The organism is Sphaerisporangium sp. NPDC004334 (assembly GCF_053602655.1).
This window is the reverse complement of the sequence record NZ_JBSGDZ010000002.1, coordinates 375,057-397,383: the sequence shown is the minus strand read 5'-3', so window position 1 is coordinate 397,383 and position 22,327 is coordinate 375,057. Positions and strand designations below refer to the sequence as shown.

The following is a 22,327-nucleotide window of genomic DNA, read 5'->3' as shown; positions in this document are numbered from 1 at the left end:
GGCCGCGGCTCAGGGTGGCGACTCAGGGTGGTGACTCAGGGGTGGCGGCCGGTGAGGGCGAGGGTGCGGGTCTGCGGGTCGGCGTCGGCGGGCACCGGCACGGGCTCGTCGAACATGCCACTGCCGGCGAGCGCGTCCTTCATCGGCAGCAGGTGCTCGTAGGCCGCGCTCATCACCCCCGGGTCCACCCGGTCGTCGGCGCCGAGGGCGCGGGCCAGGTCCCAGGCGTGGACGGCGAGGTCGGCGGTCAGCTCCATGCAGTAGTGCCGGGCGCTCACCGTCCCGTAGGACAGGTGGACGTCCCGGTCGAGCGCGCCGGGCTCGGCCAGCGCGCGCTGCGCGGCGACGGAGGCGTCGGTCCAGCGGGCCACGGGGTCCTCGCCGAGCCGGTCGCCGGCGAAGCGGTCCCCCACACCGGCCACCGTCTCCCCGGCCAGCAGCGGCGGCACCCACAACTGCTCGACCACCAGATGGTTCACCAGGTCGCGGACGGTCCACTCCGAGCACGGGGTCGGAGCCTCCCACATGTCGCCCTCGACCATCCCCACCCGGAGCCCGAACTCGTCCATCGCGATGGCGTGCAGTTCCAGCAGGCGTTCCTCCATACGCGGGGACCTACCCCGAATGCGCGGGTCGTCCCTCCCGGTCCGGCCGGATCGCGGCGCGGGCGGTCAGAGCCGGTCGCGGGCGCGGGCGGTCAGAGCCAGTCGCGGCGCTTGAAGACCAGGTAGAGGGTGGCGCAGACCGCCCCCATGAGAGCGACGGCGAACGGATAGCCGTACACCCAGCCGAGCTCGGGCATATGGGTGAAGTTCATCCCGTAGATCGTGCCGACGAGGGTGGGCGCGAACAGGATGGCCGCCCAGGAGGAGATCTTCTTGACCTCTTCGCTCTGCGCGTAGCTGGCCTGGGTGACGTTCTTCATCTCCTCGTTCTGCGCCTGGCTGACCAGGGTGGAGTTCACGATGAGGATGTCCTGCAGCATCTGGCGGAAGTTGTCCACCCGCTCCACGACGGTGATGGCGTGGTCGGCCACGTCGCGCAGGTAGCGCTGCAGCTCGCCGTCGACGCCGTACTTCGGCGAGCCGGCGATGAGGTTGCTCAGCATGTCCAGCAGCGGCCGGGTCGCCCGCTGGAACTCGATGACCTCGCGCGACAGGGCGTAGATGCGCCGCGGCGCCGCCGGGTCGCCGCCGAAGACCTGCACCTCGATCTCGTCGATGTCCTTCTGCAGGCCGGCCACGACCGGCGCGTACCCGTCCACCACCGCGTCGAGGATCGCGTACAGCACCGCCTGCGGGCCCTGGCGCAGCAGGTCGGGGTCGTTCTCCATCCGGCGCCGCACCTTGCTCAGGTCGGGGGCCTCGCTGTGGCGCACGGTGAGCACGAAGTCGCCGCCGACGAACACGTGCAGCTCGCCGAACTCGACCTTCTCCGGCGAGTCGAGGTACTGCGCGGCCCGCAGCACCAGGAACAGCGTGTCGCCGTACCGGTCGGCCTTGGGCCGCTGGTGGGCGACGATGGCGTCCTCGACCGCCAGCTCGTGCAGGCCGAACTCCTCGGCGGCCTTGAGGATCTCCGAGCCGGCCGGCCGGTACAGGCCGATCCACGCCATGCTGCCCGGCCGGGCGCGCAGGGCCGTCACCGCCTCGGCCAGGGACGGCGGGGTGTCCACCCGCTTGCCGTCGACGTAGACGGCGTTGTCGATGACGCTCCGCTGCGCGGCCGGAGAGTCGTTCTCCTTCGGCCGGGGATCCATCGAATGCTCCGGGGCGACCTCGTGGTCGCCTCCCCGCACGACCGGCACGCGCATCAGATCCCTCAGCCCGCGCACACGACGATCCGACATCGGACACCTCCCCTGGACGCTCGGGGCGGTCGCGGACCTACGACCGGGTCGACTCGCCCGTGTCAGACCTTAACCCGATATGAGTGACCCATTTCGCAGGTACTCGTCGAGCCGGTGGCGCGCCCTGTCGCGGACCCTGCGGCGCAGCGCCGGAGCCCAGCCGACGAGCACGCCGGTGGGCCTGCCCAGCGCCAGCGTCGACCAGTGGCGAAAGTCGAAGTCGTCGTGATGGCGGACGATCAGCCCGTCCTCGAACCGGAACTGCGCGCTCACCTGGTTGACCACCTGCCTGCCGTTGCGCCGCAGGACGTAGCGGGCCGACCAGCTCGCGCCGCCCGAGTGGTCGTCGGCCGTGATGTCCCAGGCGGCGACCCTGAGGTCGGTGACGGAGGCGAGGAGCATGCTCCACATGCCGACGACCTGGTCGCGGCCCTCCAGTTCGAGGAAGACCGGGTCGCCGAAGCTGATTTCCGGGTGGTAACACCGTCCCAGGGCGTCGGTGTCGCCGCGCGCGAAGGCGTCGAAGAAGCCGCGGATCACCTGCTGGTGCTCGGCGGGTCCCGTCGCCGGTGTACGGGAGTAGGGCACTGCTCCAGCTTAGAGGGCTTTTTCCCGAACGCCGATGCCGTTACGCCGGCATCCTCCGAAAGCCGGTCGTCGATGACACCGAGCGCATCAGCGCGGGCCCCCGGCACCCCCGACCCCATGGCCCACCCCGCCGCCTCCCCACCTCCGCGGCTCACCCCGCCCCCTCCCGTCCCGCGCGAAGCTCCACCTAGTGCGATGACCGCATATGTTCACCGGACGCGACTCTCCACCCGGCCACCCGCCACACTGATCAGTACGTGCCCACATACGTTCGTCGGCCGCGGCTCTCTACCCGGGCCACGTGCCGCAGTGATCGGCGCCGGGTCGGCGGGTCGTGGTACGGCGATGCCGGCGCCTGCTACGGCGCCCGACCGCCGCCGCGTACCGTGCCGTCGGCCGGCGGGGATGCGGATCACCCAAGTCGAATCTTGTTCTGGCGGGACAGTGCGCGTGCTGTCGGCGGACATGCAAGGCTATGTCCGCGCGTTCTCGCGCGCGGCCGCCGGTGGCCTGGTCGATGGAGGTGGACCCTGCAGACGTTCAGCGCTCTCTGGGCACGGTTGACCACCGTGCAGCCGGTCCCGCCCATGTGGATCGCCGCTCTGGCCGCGCTCGTCGCCTTCGGCGTGGTCGTGTACCCCACGTCGTGGCACATCTCCAGAGGCCTGATCACGATCGCGCACGAGGGAGGGCACGCGCTGGTGGCCGTGCTCACCCGGCGCAAGCTCCAGGGCATCCGCCTGCATTCAGACACCTCCGGGGTCACGCTGACCCGGGGCCGTCCCACCGGGCCTGGGATGATCTTTACGGCCGCCGCCGGGTACGTCGCCCCCTCGCTGCTCGGGCTGGCCGCCGCGTGGCTCACCGCCCTCGGGTACATCACGATCCTGCTCTGGACCATCATGCTGCTGCTGGCCAGCATGCTGCTGATGATCCGCAACGTCTTCGGAGTGGTGTCGCTCCTGACGATCGGCGGAGCGGTCTTCGCGCTGTCCTGGTTCGCCCCGGCGCACATCCAGGCGGTCGGCGCACAGCTCGTCGCGTGGTTCCTGCTGATCGGCGGCGTACGGCCCATCCTCGAACTGCGGAGCAAGCGCCGGCGCGGCCGGGCGCCCGACTCCGACGCCGACCAGCTCGCGCGACTCACCCCGTTCCCGGGCGGCTTCTTCGTCTTCCTGTTCCTGCTGGTCTCCGGCGCGGCCCTGGTCATCGGCAGCTACCTGCTCACCCCTCTGGAGATCCTGGACCTGCTCAACGCCACCTGACGAGCGAAGATCACCAGCGGGCCGGGGCGCCGGTCACCGCCGCGTCAGGATGGGACGGCTGTCGCCAGGGTCGAGCCGAAGCGCTGTTTGGTGACCTTGAGCTGGGCGGGCACGCGGGCACGCAGCTCGCCGACGTGGCTGACGATGCCGACCGCCCGGCCGCCGTCGCGCAGCTCGTCCAGGATGTCGAGGACACCGTCGAGCGTCTCGTCGTCCAGGGTGCCGAACCCTTCGTCGATGAAGAGCGTGCCGAGCTCCACCCCGCCCGCCTCCGCGGTCACCACGTCGGCCAACGCGAGGGCCAGTGCCAGCGAGGTCATGAACGCCTCACCGCCGGACAGCGTCACCGGGTCACGGTCGGCGCCCGTCCAGCCGTCCAGGACGCGCAGGCCGAGCCCGCCGCCGGAGCGCTTGCGGTCGGCCGCCGACTTGCGCACGTCGAACAGCAGGCTGTAACGGCCACCGGACATGTGGTCGAGCCGCTCGTTGGCGGCGTCCACGACCTGGCGCAGCCGCTCGCCGAGGACGAACGACGACAGGCGCATGTCGAGCCTGTTGTCGGAGGAGGTGCCGACGGCCAGCTCTGCCAGGCGCTTGGCCAGGCGGTAACGCTCCTCGGCGGGACGCCATTCGGCCAGGGCGGCTTCCAGCGTCGCGGTGAGCGCCAGCAGCTCGTCGTGCCGTCCTTCGGCCTGGTCGCGCGCGGAGGTGCGCGAGGCGTGCTCGCGTTCGGCGCGTTCGAAGCCGTCGGTGAGGGCGGGCAGATCAGGAGCGGGCGCGGCCGCCGCGGCCGCCAGCTCAGGGTCGGCCAGGAGCCTGGTCACGGCGGCGCGTTCGGCGTCCAGCTCCCGCAACCGCGCGGCCATGGACTCCAGGCTCGCCGCCGGGCGCGTGGCCGCCCGCACGTCGGCGAGGCTCGCGAAGTCGGCGTCCGCGGCGGCGCTCTCGGCGCGTGCCACCGCGGCGTCCCGTTCGGCGCTTTCGGTGAGGGCGGCGCGAGCGGTCTCCACGGCGTCCCGCAGCAGCTCGGCCTCGTCTGCGAGCCGGTCGACGCGGGCGGCGAGCGTGGCGTCCTCGCCCTTGGCCTCGGCCAGCCGGGCCGCCAGCCGCTCGGCGTCGGCGGCCGCGGTCTTCCCGGCCGCGCGCTCCGCGGCGATCTCAAGCCCGAGGCGCGTGAGGCTCTCACCGAGCTTGGCGAGCTGCTCCTCGACACCGGTCAGCTCTTCGACCAGCGCGGCCTCCCCCTCGGCCGCCTCCCGCAGCCGAGTCAGCGCCGCCTCGGCCTCGCGCAACATCTCCTCGGCCGCGACCGCGCTCATCTCGCCTTCGGCCGGCGCACCCTCGCCGGCGCGTTCGGACCGGGCGCGGGAGACGGCGGCGCGGGCCTCGGTGCAGGCGGTGGCCGTCTCGGCGACGCCTGCGGCGGCCTGGACGGCGGCGGCCAGTAGTGCGGTCTCGGTGGTGACGCGGTCGCGACGGGCGCCCACGCTGTCGTCGCCGCCGCGCGCGGCGGCGAGGAGCTCCCCGAGACGGTCGAGCTCGCGTCGCAGCCCGGCCTGGTCGGCGCGCCGCTCGGCGATCATGACGTCGAGCTCGCGGGCCCGGCCGGTGACCGCGTCCAGCTCGTCCTGGAGGCCACGGACCCGCGCCTCGATGGCGGGCACCTGACCGGCGATCGACTCCAGACGGACCAGTTCGGCATCGGCCTCGTCGCGCGCCGCCAGCGCCGCGCCGGCCGTCCGTCCGCCGGCGCGGAGGGTGGCGTCCTGGAGCCGCGCGGACAGCACCGCGGCCCTGCCCTCGGCCGCCTGGCGGGTCTCCTGCGCGGCGTCGGACAGCGCCTGGGCCGCCTGCTCGTCGTCGAGCGTCGGCGTGGACAGGGCCGGCGACGCGGGCGCGGGATGGTCGGCGGAGCCGCACACCGCGCACGGCTCACCGGGGACCAGGCCGCGCGCCAACTCGGCCGCCATGCCGTCGATGCGGGCCTGCCTGATCTGCTGGAGACGGTCGCGCAGCTCCTGCGCCTCGTCGGTGGCCCGGCGCCGCTCGCCCTCGGCGGCCTCCAGCTCGGCCGTGAGCGCGTCGCGGCGCGACGCCTGCTCCAGCACGACCGCGGCGGCCTGGCAGGCGGAAGCGGCCGCCGGAACCAGCGCCGCCTCGGCCTGGGCCTCGGCGAGCCGTCCCGACGCCTCTTCCAGGCGGCCGGGAAGCCCGGCCCGCGCGTCGGCCAGGGCCGCCTCGCGCTCGGCCAGCTCGGCGAGCACCCCGTCGAGGGCGCGCAGCGCGGCGCGGGTCTCCTCGAACCGGGCCTCGTCGGCCCGGCGGAGCTCCAGCCCGGCCAGCTCGTCGCGGTGCGCCCGTTCGAGCGCGGCGAGCCGGTCGCGCAGATCGCGCGCGACCACTTCCACCGCGGCCGCGCCCTCCGCGAACTCCGTCGAGGAGATCGCCCCCCGCGCCACCTCCTCCAGCGGCCCCGCCCAAGCCTGGGCCGCCCCAAGAGGCACTCCTCCAGCCGACGGGTCGACCCCGGCATCGACCCCGGCGTCGACCCCGACCCCGGCCCCGGTGTCGGTGTCGGTGTCAGCGGCTCCGGATGTCGTCCGCCGCGTCTGTTCCACCGGTGGGCCGGCGCCGGCATCCCCCGATCGGGAGCCGGCGAAAAGGTCGGCGGGCAGGACTGCGAGGGCGTCCAGCAGGTCGCGCGCGGCGGCGGCGAGCCGCCCGGCGAGGGCGTCGCGGCGGCGGACGGCCGCGAGGTCGCCGGTGGCGGCGGCCACGGCGGCGCGGGCCCCGGGCAGGCCGGAGGCGGCCAGGCGGGCCTGCGCCAGACGCTCACCGGTCCGGCGGCGCAGCTCGGGCAGCGCGGCGAGCCGTTCGGCCGTCTCGGCCTCCTGCGCCGTGAGGTCCGCGAGCCGCCTGCCGGACGTGGCGAGTTGCTCACGCAGGCCGGCGACCCGGGCCTCCTCGGGACGAAGCTCCTCCAGCCGGACGATCTCGTCGCGACGAGCGCGCGCCAGCTCGGCCAGCCGTTCGGGACCATCCGGTCGGGGCGGGCGCGCCTGCCCATCGCCCGGCTGGGGCGGACGTGTCTGTCCGATGCCCGTGTGCGTCGCGTCCTGGTCTTCCGTATCTGTATGCGGAGTGCCCGCACGATCGTGGCTCGTATCAGAGTGGCCGGTGCCGTTGTGATCGGTGCCGTTGTGATCGGCGCCGTCAGGGCCGGTGGAGGGGCGACGCGTGAGGGGAAGGGCTCGGGCCAGCGCGTCCGCGGCCAGGCCCTCGGCCTTGGCGGCGGCCTCCGCTCGCTGCTCGGCCTGCTGGACCAGCGGCAGCACGGCCTCGGCACGGGCGGCGTCGGCGAGGATGGACGCGAGGTCGGAGCGCTCGTCGGCGGTGCGGTCGAGGCCGTCGCGGCGGGCGACAGCCTCGGCGTGGGCGCGCTGCCGCTGGGCCAGTTCGCGTGCCGCCTCGAACGCGGCGCGCGAGGACCGCAGTGCCGCCTCGCTCGCCACCTGCGCACCCGCCTCGGTGACGTACGCCTCATGCGCCATCGCGAGCAGCGCCCGCGCCCACTCCAGCGGCTCCTCCCGGGGATCGGGAGCCGCCGCCGCGTCGGGGATGACGGCCGCCAGGAGGGCGGGGCCGGCGGCGCCGCGCATCTGGTCGACGACCGAGTCGACGCGCTGGCGCAGTTCCTGGCGTTCCTGGCCGGCGGTGGTGCGGTGGTCGGCCAGCCACCGCTCGACCTCGCTGTAGATCTTCACCGAGAAGAGCTTCTCGAGGAGCTTGCGGCGTTCGTCGCCGTCGGCGCGCAGGAACCGGGCGAAGTCGCCCTGAGGGAGCATCGCGACCTGGCAGAACTGGTCGGCGTTCATGCCGAGCAGCCCGCCGATCAGCTCGCCGGTCTCGTCGGCGCGCCCGGACAGGAACACGCGCTCGCCGGAGGGCAGGACCTCTTCGAGCAGGACCTTGGCCTTCTCTTCGATGAGCCCCTCGCCACGCAGCTTGGGACGGTGCCAGACGGGCGAGCGAGTGACGCGGAACCTCCTGCCCCGCAGCGTGACGTCCAGCTCGACCTTGGGGCCGCGGTCGGCCGGGGCGTGGTCGCAGCGCAGGCGGCGGGCGCTGTTGCGCTGGCCGGGCACCTGGCCGTAGAGGGCGTAGCAGACGGCGTCGAGCACGGTGGTCTTGCCCGCGCCCGTCGGGCCGTGGACCAGGAACAGCCCCGCCTCGCCGAGGGCGTCGAAGTCGACCTCCTCCTGCCCGGGGAAGGAGCCGAAGGCGGTCAGCCGCAATCGGTGCAACCTCATCGCGCGCCCCCCTCTCCCCAGGCAGTGCCGCCGCCCGTCCCCGCTTGATCGTATGCGGGCAGATCGCGTGCACCCTGACGTCGGCTGACCGACGAGCGCGCGCCCGTACGCCGCATGACCGCCGGGCCGTCGATCACCGTCACCGCCGATCGCGTGTCCGGGTGCCACCCGGCCGCGGGGACGCCCATCTCCATGAAGGACGGTCGCGGGCCGGTGATCGGCATGCCGGTAGGGACGTTGATCCAGGTCACCGGGGGTCGCGGGGGCGTACGCAGGGTGACCGAGGGCGGTATGGGGGCGGCGGCCGCCCTGGGGAGGAGGGTCACGCGAGGGCCTCCTTGGCGCGGCATGCCTCGACGGCCTCGCGCAGCAGGCGGCGTTCGCCGTCGTCGGCCGGCTCGCCGCGCACCTCGCGGACGAAGTCGAGCGCCACCTCGATCTCGGGCCGGCCCGCGAGCCGGGGCGCGCGGGGCGCGGCCTGCGGGGCGTCCTCGGGGTCGAAGGACAGGGCCAGCGTGTGGGGGAAGCGCCGGCGGAGGTTCTCCATGGCGCTCTTGGGCCGCACCGGGTCGGTGAGGGTGACCTGCAGCCAGTGGCCCTCCAACGCCGACCAGCGCTCTGAGGTGAGCAGATCGGCCAGCCGGCCGCTGACGCGGGCGATCGGCCGCGGCACGGGGGCGGGGACGAACTCGGCGCCCCGGAACCCGCCGGGCCCGATGTCGACCAGCCAGGACCCCTTCACCTGCGTGGCCTCGGAGAAGGAGTAGGCGATCGGGGAGCCGGAGTAGCGGACCGACTCGCTCATGCGCTGCCGGCCGTGCAGGTGGCCGAGGGCGACGTAGTCGACGCCGTCGAAGGCGGCGACCGGAACGTGCGCGACGCCGCCCACGCTGATGTCGCGCTCGCTGTCGCTGCCCTTGCCGCCGGTGACGAAGGCGTGGGCGAGCACCACCGAGGGCATGCCGCGCCCGGCCAGGTCGTCGCGGACCAGGCCCATGGCGTGCTCGAGAGCGGCCGAGTGGCTGCGCTCGGGCAGGGCCCACGGCGCGCGGACGGCCTCGGGCTCGAGGTAGGGGATGGCGTAGAAGGCCACATCGCCGACGACGACCGGCTCGCCGACGCGGGCGGGATCGGTGCGCAGGTGCACCCCGGAGGCGTCCATCAGGTCGGCGCCGAAGCCGAGCCGGCGCGCGGAGTCGTGGTTGCCGCTGATCAGGACGGTGTGGACGTTCTCGGCGACGAGCCGGCGCAGGGTCTCGTTGCACAGCGCGACGGCGTCGACCGAGGGGAGCGCGCGGTCGTACACGTCACCGGCGACGGCCACCACGTCGACGCGCTCCGACCTGATCGTCTCCACCAGGTGGTCGACGAAGGCGGCCTGGGCCTCGAGCAGGCTCTCGCGGTGGAAGGCCCGGCCCAGGTGCCAGTCGGAGGTGTGCAGGACACGCATGTCGCAGGAAGCTAACAGGTCCCACCGACAAAGGTGGCCCCTCCGGCACCATCGTTCCATCCGTGTGACTTAACCTGATGATCGGAGGTCATATTAAGGGCGGAACGCCCTCGTATAGAGGACATGCGCGCGCCAGAGCCGGGCCTGTGGGCCGACGCGGCACGACGGTCCGACGACGAGCCGCCGCACGAGGAGGTGGCGTGAGCGTCCGGAGCCGGCTGAGCGTCGCGACCGGGGTCCTGCTGGGGATCCTGGCCACGGTGGGTTACGTGCTGTCCCCGCCTTCCTTCGACCCGCCCCCGCTGACCCAGAGCGCGGGCCTGAGCGCCCTGCCGGCGCAGCCCGCCGCCGAGTACCGCCCGGTCCCGCACTACGGCGCCATCGACGTCAAGGACATCTCCGTGCCGGCCCAGGGCACCACGCTGACGGCGACGATCAGGTCGCCGCGCACTCCCGGCCGTCACCCGGCGCTGGTCTTCGTCCAGGGCTCAGGGTCGGGCGACCGTGGCGAGTTCACCACGCAGGCGACCTGGCTGGCCCGGGCGGGTGTGGTGACGCTCACCTACGACAAGCGGACCGTCGGGTACGACTTCCGCCACCGCGACTTCTCCCTGCTCGCCGACGACGCGCTGCGCATGATCGAAACGGTGCGCGGGCGCCCGGACGTCGACCCGGGCCGCGCGGGCCTGTGGGGCGTGAGCGAGGGCAGCTGGGTGCTGCCGATCGCCGCGGCCAGGAGCATGGACGTCGCCTACACCGTCATGGTGTCCGCCCCCGTCGTCTCGCCGATGCGCCAGGTGGCGTGGGCGCTGAACGAGCAGCTCCAGCGCCTGCACGCCCCCGCGGGGGTCCGCGAGCTGCTGACCAAGGCGATGGGCGGCGTCGGCTTCGACTTCCTGCGCTACGACAGCGTGCCGGTGCTGCGGCGGGTGACGCAGCCGATGCTGGCGCTGTACGGGACGATGGACCCCTCGATCCCGTTCGTCGAGAGCACCCAGAAGCTCACCGCGGCCCTGCGGGAGGCGGACAACGCCGACTACACCATCCGCTTCCTGGGCGGGGCCGACCACGCGATGCGGGTGAACGGCGGGCCGTTCGCCCACGGCTACCTGGAGACGCTGGCCAACTGGGTGCTCAACCTGCCAAGGACGGCGGCGCCGGCGGCCGGGCTGCAGGTCGCGGGGGCGACGCCCGTGCAGCGCTACGTCGCGGCCGACGTGCCCACGGCGCCCTGGTACGCGCGCGGCGCCATCCTCGGCTTCGCGCTGACCCTCACCGCCGTCGGGTACGTCGCGGCCCCGGTGACCGAGATGGTCGTGCGGTTACGCGGCCGGGACGCCCTGGTGTCCCGGCCCGACCTGTGGCCGGGGATCCGCCGCCGCCTGCGCCGCATGGCGTGGACGGGGGTGGGCCTGCTCGCCGCCGTGACGGCGTTCATCACGCTGATCGTGCTGTTCTCGGTGAACCAGGCCGGGGCGTGGCCGGCCGTGCTCGCCGGGTGGCTGGTGGTCCGGGTGCTGGCCGTGCTGATGCTGGTGCAGGAGGTGACGACGGTCGCGGCCCTGATCGCCGCGCTGCGGGACGGCTGGGAGCCGGGGCGCTGGCAGCGGTTCGCGCTCGCCGCGGTGCTGGGGGGCACCGCCCTGCTCATGGTCACCGCCGCCTACTACGGGCTGTTCGGCATCCCCTGGTAACCCGGCGTGCCTGCCCGCTGACCTGTCGGACACATCTTTCCCGGCATACCCGTACAACTCGACCGCCGTTCCCTGCATGTTCACGTCCGCGTCGGCTGCGCTGGATACATTGCCCCCTTGATCGAAGAGGATGGGGCAGCGTTGCCGGAGAAGATCAAGCCGCGGGGGACGGCCGCGGTCATCGGGTGGACGGCTCTTTCCGCCCTGGTGCCAGGCGCGGCGCACCTGCGCGCCGGCCACCGCCGCACCGGGTTCCTGCTGCTCGGCGCGTACGGCGTGCTGCTCGCGGCGGTCACGGCCGTCGCGCTGACGGCGGACGCCGGCCTGGCCGGGCGCCTGCTGGACCCCGGATGGCTGCGCGCCGTGATCGCCGTGGCGCTGGTCGCGGCGCTCGGCTGGTTCACGCTGCTGGTCCGCTCGTACGTGGTCCTGAACCCGGGTGAGCTGCCGCAGGCGGGACAGGTGGTCTCCGGCGTCCTGGCCGGGATCCTGGCGGTCAGCGTGGCGTTGCCGTTCGTCGTCGTCGCCCAGTACGCGATCGTGTCCGGGGAGACGCTGGACACGGTCTTCGACGCCCCGCCCACCGTGGCGGCGGCGGCGGCGCCGACGCCCGGCTCCCGCCCGGTGGACCCGTGGGGGGGCAGGACGCGGGTGAACATCCTGCTCCTCGGCGGCGACTGGCAGCCGAACCGGGTGGGCGTGCGCACCGACAGCCTCAACATGGCCAGCGTGGACGTGCGCACGGGCAACACCGTGCTGCTCAGCCTTCCCCGCAACCTGGAGAAGGTGCGCTTCCCCCCGGGCACTCCGATGCGGCGCAGGTTCCCCGACGGCTTCCGCCTGCCCGCCAACCCCGACGGTTCCCGCGAGGACCTGCTGTTCTCGGTGTGGGAGTACGCCGAGACCCACCCCGAGCTGTTCGGCGGCCGGCACGGCATGGGCCCCGAGACGCTCAAGCAGACCATCGGCTACACCCTGGGCCTGGACGTCGACTGGTACGCCCTGGTCAACATGTGGGGGCTGGCCAGGATCATCGACGCCCTCGGCGGCCTCACGCTGACCGTCCCGACCGACGTGGTGTTCGGCAAGTACAACGAGGGCCTGGTCAAGGCCGGCACCCGCAGGCTGCGCGGCGCGGACGCCATGTGGTTCGCCCGCTCGCGCACCTACAGCGACGACTACACGCGCATGGGACGCCAGCGGTGCGTGCTGGACGCCCTGCTCCACCAGACCGACCCCGGCACGGTGCTGATCAGGTTCAACCAGCTGGCGCGGGCGTCGAAGGGCATGTTCCGCACCGACATCCCCCGGTCGATGCTGGAGCACCTGGTGCCGCTCGCGCTGAAGGTGCGGGACGCGCGGGTCACCGGGGTGCAGTTCGTGCCACCGCTGGTCAGCACCGCCGACCCCGACTGGGCGCTGATCCGCGCGCGCAGCGCCAAGGCGATACGCGACTCGGCGGCGGGCCCCGCGACGCCCTCCCCCGCGGCGTCCGCGGTGACCTCGCCCTCGGCGTCCCCGGCGACCCCGGCGACCTCGCCCTCGACGGGCGGCCCGGTCACGGCTTCGCCCTCGTCGGCCGCCTCGGGCCCGGGCACCCCGTCCCCCTCGGCGACCCGCGCGGGCACGCCGGGCAAGCACGCCGACCGGAGCATCTGCGGCGCCTGAGGACCGGGAGCTCCGCCCGACCCCTTGGTCACGGTTCGATAACGGCGATGCCTCGACCACGTCACGTAGTCGGTCGGCTACGGTAAGTCTTACTCGTGTGTCCGCCCCCCGCGACGCGGCCGTGCTGAAAGCCGTCCGCCATGACGCGTCCTCCCCGTTCCCTCATCCGCGCTCCGGGTGGCCTGTTACGAGCGTTGTTCCGGCGGCCCGCGAACCCCACGCCCCTGCGCGTCCCGCGGTCCCCTGCCGCCGCACCACCGGGCCGGCAGGTCCCGGACGCCCGCGTCCCGGCGCCTCTCGCCGGCGGCGCCGCCAACCCCCACAAGGAGAGCGCAGTGTCCAACGCGGAAGCCGGTTCGGGCATCACCGTGACCGGCATCGACGACAGGTACGGCGCGCTGTGCCAGGGTTCCAACCAGCGCTGGACCGCCCGGCCCGACTACGTCAAAGTCGTGCGGTCGACCGGCGAGGTGATCGGCGCCCTGAACGAGGCGCTCAACAGCGGCCGCACCCGGGTCACCGTGCGCTCCGGCGGCCACTGCTACGAGAATTTCGTGGCCGCCGACGGAGTCCAGGTGATCATCGACATGGGCGGCATGGACCGCGTCCACCACGATCCCGCCATGGGGGCGTACTGCGTGGAGGCCGGGGCGACGAACTGGCACAACTACGCCCGGCTGTACCGCGAGTCCGGGCGCACGCTGCCCGCCGGGTCCTGCTACTCGGTCGGCGCGGGAGGCCACATCTGCGGCGGCGGGTACGGGTTGCTGTCGCGCCGGCACGGCCTGACGGTCGACTACCTGTACGCCGTGGAGGTCGTCGTCGTGCGCCGCGAGCCGCGCGGCGACTACCAGGCGCAGGCGGTGATCGCCCGCAGGGACGACGACGGTGACCTGCGCGAGCTGTGGTGGGCGCACACCGGCGGCGGCGGCGGCAACTTCGGGGTGATCACCCGCTACTGGTTCAAGGACCTCCCCCGGCCGCCGATCAACGTCTGGCTCAGCGCCGTCGGCTGGAGCTGGGAGGGCATGACCTATGACCGTTTCGCCCGGCTCGTCGGGAACTTCGGGCGGTTCTGCGCTGACAACAGCGCCCCCGGCAGCGAGTACGCCGGCCTGTTCTCCATCCTGAAGCTCACGCAGCGAGCGGCCGGGAAGATCGGGCTCATCACGCAGGTGGAGGCCACCAACCCCGCCGCCGGCCGCGACCTGCTCGACGCCTTCCTCGCCCAGATGGAGGACGGCGTGGACGCGCCGCGCGCCACCTTGGACGTGGAGACGGGTGAGCACCCGCCGATGGAAGGGCTGCACGACGAGCCCCGCCTGATGCCGTGGATCCAGGCGACCCAGGCCCTCAACGGCGCGGGCGCGGGCCGGCGCGGGAAGTACAAGTCGGCCTACATGCGCAAACCGTTCCCCGACCAGCAGGTGCGGGTCATGTGGAACTTCCTGTCCGGCGCGCGCGACGACACCGAGGTCCCCGGCGACGACTACGACACCACCGCCTACGCCAACCCCGAGGCGCTCATCCAGGTGGACACCTACGGATGCGCGATCAACGCGGTCGGCGCGCACGAGACCGCCGTGGCGCAGCGCGACTCGATCATGAAGCTGCAGTACCAGACGTACTGGACCGACCCGGCCGAGGACGCCGTCCACGAACGCTGGATCCGCGAGCTGTACCGCCGGGTCTACCACGCCTCCGGCGGCGTCCCGGTGCCGGCCGCGGCAGACGGCGCGACGGACCCCGACGCCGTCACCGACGGGTGCTACATCAACTATCCCGACCGCGATCTCAGCAGCCCGCGGTGGAACACCTCCGACGTGCCGTGGTACCGCCTGTACTACGGCGACAACTACGAACGCCTGCGGCAGGCCAAGCGCACCTGGGACCCGCACGACATCTTCCGGCACGACCAGTCGATCAGATGACGCTCCCGGCACAGCACAGCACGGCACGGCCTGGCACAGCGCAGCACGGCCTGGCACAGCGCAGCACGGCCTGGCACGCCGTCATGGCCCCGGCACGACTTCCGGCCGACCCGGTCGCCTTCGCCGTCTTATCCGCCTTATCCACCCCGGCCGGTCCACCGATGCCGCCGGCCCCATGGGCAGTCCCTGGCCATTCATCGACGGTGCTGACCGGTCATATCGATCCCGGCCGTTCATCGGCGGCCCTGGCGGTCATGAGCGACCGTCCCCGTTCATCGGCAACCTGCCGGTCCTGACCTTCCCTGGGCGGTCCTGCCGGTCCTGCCGGTCCTGGGCCGTCCTGCCGATCCTGGGTGGTCTTGCCCGTCCTGCTGGGCCTGACCTGCACTGGGTGGTCCCGCCGGTCCTTGCTGGTCTTGCCGGTCCCGCCGGGCCTCACCTGCACCGGGTGGTCCTGCCGGTCCTGCCGGTTCGGTGTTCAGAGGCGGAAGGAGTCGCCCGCGAGCCGGCGGACGCGGTCCTCGTCGACCAGGTGGCCGAGGCCCGGCTGGGTGAGCGGGACGGCGACGACGCCGCCGGAGGCCCCGACCGGGGGTGTCACGATCTGCGCGCTGCGCGGCGGCTCGGTCACGTCGCTGGGCAGCGTGCACCCGGGCAGGCTGGCGACGGCGACCGTGGCCGCGCGCGCCAGGCCGGTGCCGCGCCCGCCGGCGGCGGTGATGTCCCACCCGGCCGCCACGGCCACGTCGTGCGCCGTCCGCACGGCGCGCAGCGCCCCGAAGCGGGACGGGCGCAGCAGCAGCGCGCCGCCGGCCCGCGCCGCTACGGCCTCACGCAGCGCGGCCACCGAGTGCACCTCGATCGCGACGAGCGAGGTGACCCGGTCCTGCAGTTCGGCGTGCATGTCGAGGTCGGGGGCGGTGTCCGGGCCGCCGAACGGACGCTCGATGGCGGTCACGTCGTAGGAGGCCAGCGCCTCCAGCGCCGAGACGTCGGTGTAGGCGCCGCGGGCGTCCACGGCGAGCGCCAGGGCGGGATAGGCCTGCCGCACCGCGCGCACCGGCTCGACGTCCCAGCCGGGATGCACGTCCAAGGTGACGTGGGCGTAGCCGGCGCACACGTGGCGGTTCACCCGGGCCACCATCGCCTCGAGCGACCGCTCGGCGGCCAGTCGCACCGTCGCCATGAGGGAGGTGCGGGTGCCGCCGATCGCGTGGGCCAGCGGGACGCCCTGCATGCGCGCCCACAGGTCCCAGCAGGCCAGGTCGACGGCGGTGCCGCCGGGGACGGTGCCCAGTTCGTCGGGGTGCTCCCAGTCAACGCCGAGAAGCGCGGGGCCGAGAGACTCCTCCAGCGTCGCCCACGTCTTGCCGAGCACGTGATCGCGGTCGGCGGCCTCAGCGGCGCCCATGTCGTCCTGGCCATGGGCGGTGGCGGTGTGCGTCCCCCGCGCGGGCCGGAGCTCCGCGGGCTGGACGACCTCCCCCCACCCGGTCATCCCCCCGTAGTCGGTGAGCTTGACCAGGATGCTCTCCGGACGCCTGCCGTAGGGCAGCACGAGCCGGAAGACCTCGAGCTCACGGACGCGCGGCATGGAACCCCCTCATCGAACACCTGTCCCTTCCATGGTGCCCGCTGCGAGGAGGCGCTCGAAACGCGGGCCGCCCGCGCGGGCGGAAACCTCCGGTCGGCGAGGCGCTCCGCGCGTGACATTCCCGCTGGTGGCCCGCCTGTCAGCCCCCGGCCCGACAGACGGTCAGACCACGCCACGATAGGGGCCTCCCCGTCCCATCACAGGCCCGACCACACCACGACACAGGGCCCCTAGGTCCGGGTCCGTCACGGTCCGAGCCACATCCCAAGACGGAGCGCCTAAGGCCCGGTCCGTCACGAGTCCGGGCCACATCACGACACGGGGCGGCTCCGGCGCGCTGTTATGGATCCGGGCCGCATCACGACGCTCGGGCGATCTGGACCGGTCATGAGTCCTGGTCACGTCATGACGCCGGGACGGCTCGGCGGGTGATCGGCGGACCGGGCGGCGGTCAGGCCTGGCCGGGACGCGGGGCGGCTGCGCGGCTGTCAGCGTCCGGTGCGGCCGGCGATCGGCGTGGCGAGGGCGGCCTGGGCGACGATCAGGCCGAAGCAGGCGAGGTACACCCACCAGGCGGTGTCGAACGCCGCGAACAGCGCACCCGTGAGGGCGATGGCGACGACCGAGAAGACCGACTCGCCGATCTGGAGCGAGGAGCTGTTCCTGCCCTCCTCGCCGGGGGCGGACAGCTCAAGGGTGAGGACCGACAGCGTCGGGTAGACCAGGCCGATGCCGAACCCAGTGGCCAGCCATGCGACCAGGCCGGCGGCGAGCGGCACGGAGTCGAAGACCAGCAACGCCGTGCCGGCGGTGCCGACGGCGACCAGGAACGTCCCGACGCGCAGCAACCGCGTGCGGTCGTACCGGCGGCGCCCCTGGATCCAGGAGGCGAGTGACCAGGTCAGGGCCGACCCGGTGAGGAACAGGCCCGAGAACGTGGGGCTCAGCCCGCGCTCGCCCGTCAGCATCAGCGGCACGAACACATCGGCGGCGAACGACGCCCCGGCGGCCAAACCGCGCAGCAATACCACCGTCGGGAACCCGCGCGCCGCGCGCATCGTGCCGCGGGGCAGCAGGCGCGGGAGGGCGACGGCGAGGACGGCGAGCCCCACGGCCAGCAGCACATAGCCGTCGCCGCCCAGGCCGCTGCCGTACTGCAGCAGGGCCGCGCCGACGGCGACGACGCCGCCCCAGGCGAGCCGAGCACGAAAATCGGCGCCGGAGGGCGCGCCATGCGGCGCGTTCTGGGGCGCGAACTGGGGTGACGCGCCCTGCGGTGCGCCATGCGGCGCGTTCTGGGACGCGGCCTGAGGTGGCGCGGCGGCTTGCGGTGCGCCATGCCGCGCGTCCTGGGGCGGGGCTTGGGGTGACGCGCCCTGCGGTGCGTCCTGCGGCCTGTCGGCGGCCGACCGTCCGGTCAGCCCGTGCCACAGCACGACGGCGGCCGGGGCCACCAGCAGCGGGATCCCCAGGAAGACCCACCGCCAGCCGGCGTGCTCCACCACGGTGCCGGTGATCGCCGGACCGACGATGGACGGCAGCACCCATGCCGTGGCCAGCAGGGAGAACACGCGGGGGTGCATCTCCGGCGGGTACACCTGCGCCACGACCACGTACAGCGCGACCGAGAACAGGCCGCCGCCGATGCCCTGCACGAACCGGCCCAGGACGAGCACGTGCATCGTGGGAGCCAGCCCTGCGATGAGCAGGCCCACGGTGAACCCGCCGATCCCCGTCCACAGCGGCGCGACCGGGCCGCGCACGTCGCTCCACCGGCCGCCCGCGACGGTGGCGATCACGCTGGCGGCCATCGACCCGCTGAAGGCCAGCCCGTAGAGCGGCAGCCCGTCGAGCGCGCGGGCGACCACCGGCATCGCCGTCGCCACCGCGAGGTACTCGAACGCGATGAGCAGCACGAGAGCGACGATGCCGGCGCTGAGTCCCCGGTACGGACGGCTGAACACGCCGGACGGCGAGATGGGCGGAGATTCGATCACTGCTGAGGACACGCGCTCACCGTATGAGTCCGTCGCGTCCGCCACATCGGCCCCCTACCTAGGCCTTTCGCCCCAAGCCGGCCCTCCCGGCCCGCGTCACCCGAGGTGCGGCGGCTCCGGAACGGCCCGCCGGTCACGGCCCCGATCATGATTGAGGTTCTCATTCTGTACGAGCGGATCAACAAAACTCACATACCATCCCAAAACACTCCCATCCCCGCAAAGCCCTTCCCACCCTCATCGCCCCCATGGCCACGGCCACATCACCTCCCGCCTCATGGCCCGTCACCACCGCATGGCGTCGAACCGGCGCGGTGGCCGTCAGGTCGCGCGGACCGACAGGGTGCGTTCGGCCCACTGGGCGATGTCCCGCCGTTCGATCGCCGCGGCCATCAGCCCGGGGAAGGCGTCCGGCGTGCACGCGAACGCGGGAACTCCCAGGGCCGCCAGCGCCTCGGCGTTGTCGCGGTCGTAGTGCGGCTGACCCTCGTCGGACAGAGCGAGCAGGACGATGACCTGCACGCCGGCCGCCGTCATCGCGGCGACCCTGCGCAGCATCTCCTCACGCACCCCTCCCTCGTACAGGTCGCTGATGAGGATGAAGATGGAGTTCGCCGGACGGGTGATCAGCCCCTGGCAGTAGGCGATGGCCCGGTTGATGTCGGTGCCCCCGCCGAGCTGCGTGCCGAACAGCAGCTCCACCGGGTCGTGCAACTGCTCGGTGAGGTCCACCACGCTGGTGTCGAAGACCACCAGGGACGTGCGCAGCGACCGCATCGAGGCGAGCACCGCGCCGAAGACGCTGGAGTACACCACCGACGCCGCCATCGAACCGCTCTGGTCGATGCACAGGGTCACCTCGCGGATCACCGCGCGCTGCCGGCGGGCGTACCCGACCAGCCGGGACGGCACCACCGTGTTCCTGTCCGGCAGGTAGTTCTTCAGGTTGGCGCGGATCGTGCGGTTCCAGTCGATGTCGGCCACCCGGCGCGGGCGGTGCGTGCGGGCCGACCGGTCGAGCGCCCCGGCGACGGCGGTCCTGGTGCGCTGCGCCAGCCGCCGTTCGAGGTCCTCGACGACCTTGCGCACGACCGTGCGGGCGGACTGGCGAGCCGTCTCGGGCATGACCCGGTTGAGCGACAGCAGCGTGCCGACCAGGTGCACATCGGGCTCGACGGCGTCGAGCATCTCGGGTTCGAGCAGCAGGCGGGTGAGGTTGAGCCGTTCGATGGCGTCCTTCTGCATCACCTGGACGACCGTGGAAGGGAAGTAGGTGCGGATGTCGCCCAGCCAGCGGGCCACCCGCGGCGCCGAGCCGCCCAGCCCCGCACCGCGCGGGGAGTCGCCGCCCCCGCCGCGGCCGGAATCGCCCGAGCCGCGCCCGCCGTTGTAGAGCGCGGCCAGCGCGGCGTCCATCTGGGCGTCATCGCCGCCCAGCGCGCATCCGGTGCCGTCGGCGTCGCCGCCCAGCACCAGCCGCCATCGCCGTAACCGCTCATCCATGCCGATCTCCCTCCACCCGTCCGGCGTATCGGTCGTCTCCGGCGGCGGGCGTCCCGCGCCGGCTCCGGCGGCGGGCCGGAGTGCCAAGGGAAGTGGCACCCCGGCCCGCCGTCCGGCGCATCAGGCGCTCCCCAGGATGGAGAGCACGGTGTGCACGGCCGGGGCGGCGCGCTCCGCGTCCGCCTCGGGCGTGTTCGCCCTCTCGGACTCGCCGGAGGACACGCGCCCGCCGATGGCGCGGCGCTCGGGCGGGCTGAAGGCGGCGAACGTCCGCCGCAGCAAGGGCAGCACGTCCACGAACGCCTCCGCGGTGAGCCCTGTCAGCCACGTGTCGATCAGGCCGAGCAGGCCCGGGTCGTGGACCAGCAGCAGGCCGCTGCCCGACAGGAACCCCTCGACCCACGCCGCCGCCCGCGCGGGCGGGTTGCCGGCCGACATCGAACGGGACATGCGCCGCGCGACCTCCTCGGTCGCGATCGTGCCGGCGTCGAGCAAGATGCGGGTCAACCGGCCGGCGATCAGCCCGTGCAGGTCGCGCCGCTCGGCGACGCCGCGCAGCGCGGCCAGCCAGCCCTGCCTGCGCGACTCCAGCAGGCCCACCGACGCGTGGACGGCGTCCACATGGCCGAGCACCTCGCGGGCCGCGTCGTCGTCCAGCCCGGTGACCGCGGCCGGGAGTCCCGCGCAGATGCGGCCGAGCAGGGACTCCACGATGACCGACAGGCCGGCGGCCGGGGTGCCGCGGACATCGCCGTAGCGCTGGGCGCGCACCAGGGCCGGCAGCGCCGCCATCAGGTGGGTGACGTCACTGTCCAGCGCCGCCCTTGTGGAGATGGACGTGAGGACGTCGGGAAGGGCCTCCGGCAGGTCGGCGAGCAGACACCGTTCGGCCACCCTGGTCAGGTCGGCCAGCGTCACCGCGGGTCGCGCGGCGGAGCCGGCGCTCGGCGCGGCGTGCCGGGCCGTCCGCACCGTGCCGAGGTCGACCAGTTCGCGCACCCGCGCGGCGGCCGCCGCCGGGACGGTGGTGCCGTACGCGCCCGCCTCGATGAGGTCGATGTCGAACTCCGGGAGCCACCGCAGTGTCCACGACTCGCGGAAGGTTCCCTTGCCGCGCGCCTCGCGCGAGGCGCCCCAGGGGACGCCGACCAGGCCGAGCCGGTGCAGCAGGCGGCTGCGGTCGAGGTCGAGCGGCTTGCGCAGGTCGAGGTCGAGGTCGCGTTCGAGCGCCTCGGGCTGGAGCTTCAGCCGCCGCTGCCGGTCGCGCAGGTCACGTTGGAGCGGCACCATCGGAGTGTCGTCGGGGACGTGGCCGAGGCGTTCGCCGACGACCATGCGCCGCTGGATGAGCTCCACCGGCAGTTCGTCGCCCTCGCAGAGCACCGCCCTGACCGCCTCGGTGACCTCGCTCAGCCCGGCCAGCGGGCGGCCCCGAACGACGGCGAGGCTCTCGGCGAGCCGCACGGCCTCGATGACGTGGGCGGAGGAGACCGGAAGGTCCTCCTCGCGCAGCACCTGGGCGGCCGCCGCCAGCCACCGCTCGATCGGGCGGTCGGGCGCGCTGAACAGGTGGTCGTACCAGCCGGGCGAAGTGATGCCCGCGCCGTAGCCGCTCCAGGAGGCCAGACGGCCGTGCGTCCACGGAACCCAGGTCATCTCCACCTTGACCTTGGGCAGCCCGCGCAGGATGCGGTCGTCGGGCGCGGCGGGCCCCGGCTCGCGCAGCGCCGGCACGTGCCAGGCGCCGCAGACCACGGCGACGCGTCGGTGCCCCTCTTTGAAGGCGGCGCGGATCGTCCTGCGCATGTACGCCTCGCGCCGGGCCTCGTGCTCGTGCGGGGTGTACCCCTCTCTGACCGCGGCCATCGCGTCGGCGATCACCTCGAACGGGGTGTCACCGCCGCGGTGCTCCACGGCGTCCTCCCACCAACGCTCCGGATCGTCGTACCCGGCCGCCCGCGCCAACTCCCCAACGGGATCCAGCCGCACCCCCTCCTCCGGTCTCCGATCGGCCTCGGGGGCGGTGTCCGGCTGTGGGAGGGCGGGGTGTTCGGCCAGGCTGTGGGCGGCGGGCAGGTCGCAGAAGCGGGCGGGGATGCCCGCGCGGGCCGCGTACCGGATGGCCTGCCATTCGGGTGAGAACCCGGCGAACGGCCAGAAGGCCGCCCTGGCCGGGTCGCCCGGCACGTGAGCGAGCAGGGCGACGGGCGGCTCCATGCCGGGATCGCCCGCCAGGGCGACCAGCGCGTCGGCCTCGGGCGGACCCTCGATGAGCACGATGTCGGGGCGCAGCCTGCCCAACTCGGCGAGCACGGCCTTGGCGGAGCCCGGCCCGTGGTGACGGATGCCGAGCACCGTGACCGCCGCCCCGGCCCCCACCCGCCGCCCACCGGCCTCCCGCCCCTCGGACGAACGCCCTGTGGTGCTCCGGCCATCGGTCACCTGGCCGATGCCGGAATCCTCGGCCTCGAGACCGGC

13 protein-coding genes are annotated in these 22,327 nt (G+C 73.6%); 4 read left to right on the top strand and 9 right to left on the bottom strand.

Going from position 1 to position 22,327, the window contains the following annotated elements:
* Positions 1-35 precede the first annotated feature (35 nt).
* The 3 genes from ACWEN6_RS03585 to ACWEN6_RS03575 form a co-directional block, all read right to left on the bottom strand.
* Positions 36-605, bottom strand: coding sequence for a TIGR03086 family metal-binding protein (locus ACWEN6_RS03585; protein ID WP_354927084.1), 570 nt, complete (start codon positions 603-605; stop codon positions 36-38).
* Between the two features lie 92 nt (positions 606-697).
* Complete coding sequence (locus tag ACWEN6_RS03580) at positions 698-1,849, bottom strand: magnesium and cobalt transport protein CorA (RefSeq protein ID WP_354927086.1); 1,152 nt, start codon at positions 1,847-1,849, stop codon at positions 698-700.
* 69 nt (positions 1,850-1,918) lie between these two features.
* A complete protein-coding gene (locus ACWEN6_RS03575; RefSeq protein WP_354927088.1) occupies positions 1,919-2,437 on the bottom strand; it encodes a nuclear transport factor 2 family protein in 519 nt (172 codons plus the stop codon).
* Positions 2,438-3,024: 587 nt separating this feature from the next.
* On the opposite strand from ACWEN6_RS03575, the gene ACWEN6_RS03570 reads away from it, so the two are divergent.
* On the top strand, positions 3,025-3,702 hold the full coding sequence (locus tag ACWEN6_RS03570; RefSeq protein WP_354927193.1) for a M50 family metallopeptidase: 678 nt from the start codon (positions 3,025-3,027) through the stop codon (positions 3,700-3,702).
* Positions 3,703-3,746: 44 nt separating this feature from the next.
* Here ACWEN6_RS03570 and ACWEN6_RS03565 read toward each other — a convergent pair whose 3' ends face one another.
* A complete protein-coding gene (locus tag ACWEN6_RS03565; protein ID WP_452568778.1) occupies positions 3,747-8,012 on the bottom strand; it encodes an AAA family ATPase in 4,266 nt (1,421 codons plus the stop codon).
* A 322-nt stretch (positions 8,013-8,334) separates the two neighbouring features.
* Positions 8,335-9,462, bottom strand: a complete 1,128-nt coding sequence (locus ACWEN6_RS03560) for an exonuclease SbcCD subunit D (protein WP_354839393.1) — start codon at positions 9,460-9,462, stop codon at positions 8,335-8,337.
* A gap of 200 nt (positions 9,463-9,662) precedes the next feature.
* Between ACWEN6_RS03560 and ACWEN6_RS03555 the strand changes: the two genes are divergently transcribed.
* From ACWEN6_RS03555 to ACWEN6_RS03545, 3 genes are all read left to right on the top strand, one after another.
* Complete coding sequence (locus ACWEN6_RS03555; RefSeq protein ID WP_354927094.1) at positions 9,663-11,156, top strand: alpha/beta hydrolase family protein; 1,494 nt, start codon at positions 9,663-9,665, stop codon at positions 11,154-11,156.
* A 117-nt stretch (positions 11,157-11,273) separates the two neighbouring features.
* On the top strand, positions 11,274-12,824 hold the full coding sequence (locus ACWEN6_RS03550) for an LCP family glycopolymer transferase (RefSeq protein WP_452568777.1): 1,551 nt from the start codon (positions 11,274-11,276) through the stop codon (positions 12,822-12,824).
* Positions 12,825-13,159: 335 nt separating this feature from the next.
* Positions 13,160-14,755 (top strand): FAD-binding oxidoreductase, encoded by a 1,596-nt coding sequence (locus tag ACWEN6_RS03545; protein WP_354927098.1) that lies wholly within the window; start codon positions 13,160-13,162, stop codon positions 14,753-14,755.
* A gap of 478 nt (positions 14,756-15,233) precedes the next feature.
* On the opposite strand, the gene ACWEN6_RS03540 is transcribed toward ACWEN6_RS03545, so the two are convergent.
* The 4 genes from ACWEN6_RS03540 to ACWEN6_RS03525 all read right to left on the bottom strand — a co-directional run bounded on the left by ACWEN6_RS03540 (position 15,234) and on the right by ACWEN6_RS03525 (position 22,228).
* A complete protein-coding gene (locus ACWEN6_RS03540) occupies positions 15,234-16,349 on the bottom strand; it encodes an enolase C-terminal domain-like protein (RefSeq protein ID WP_452568776.1) in 1,116 nt (371 codons plus the stop codon).
* 488 nt (positions 16,350-16,837) lie between these two features.
* Positions 16,838-18,358, bottom strand: a complete 1,521-nt coding sequence (locus ACWEN6_RS03535; RefSeq protein ID WP_354927102.1) for an MFS transporter — start codon at positions 18,356-18,358, stop codon at positions 16,838-16,840.
* A gap of 309 nt (positions 18,359-18,667) precedes the next feature.
* The gene (locus ACWEN6_RS03530; protein ID WP_354927104.1) at positions 18,668-19,849 is read right to left on the bottom strand and encodes a VWA domain-containing protein; all 1,182 of its coding nucleotides are present in this window, start codon (positions 19,847-19,849) and stop codon (positions 18,668-18,670) included.
* Between the two features lie 120 nt (positions 19,850-19,969).
* A complete protein-coding gene (locus tag ACWEN6_RS03525; protein WP_452568797.1) occupies positions 19,970-22,228 on the bottom strand; it encodes a DUF5682 family protein in 2,259 nt (752 codons plus the stop codon).
* Between the last annotated feature and the right edge of the window lie 99 nt (positions 22,229-22,327).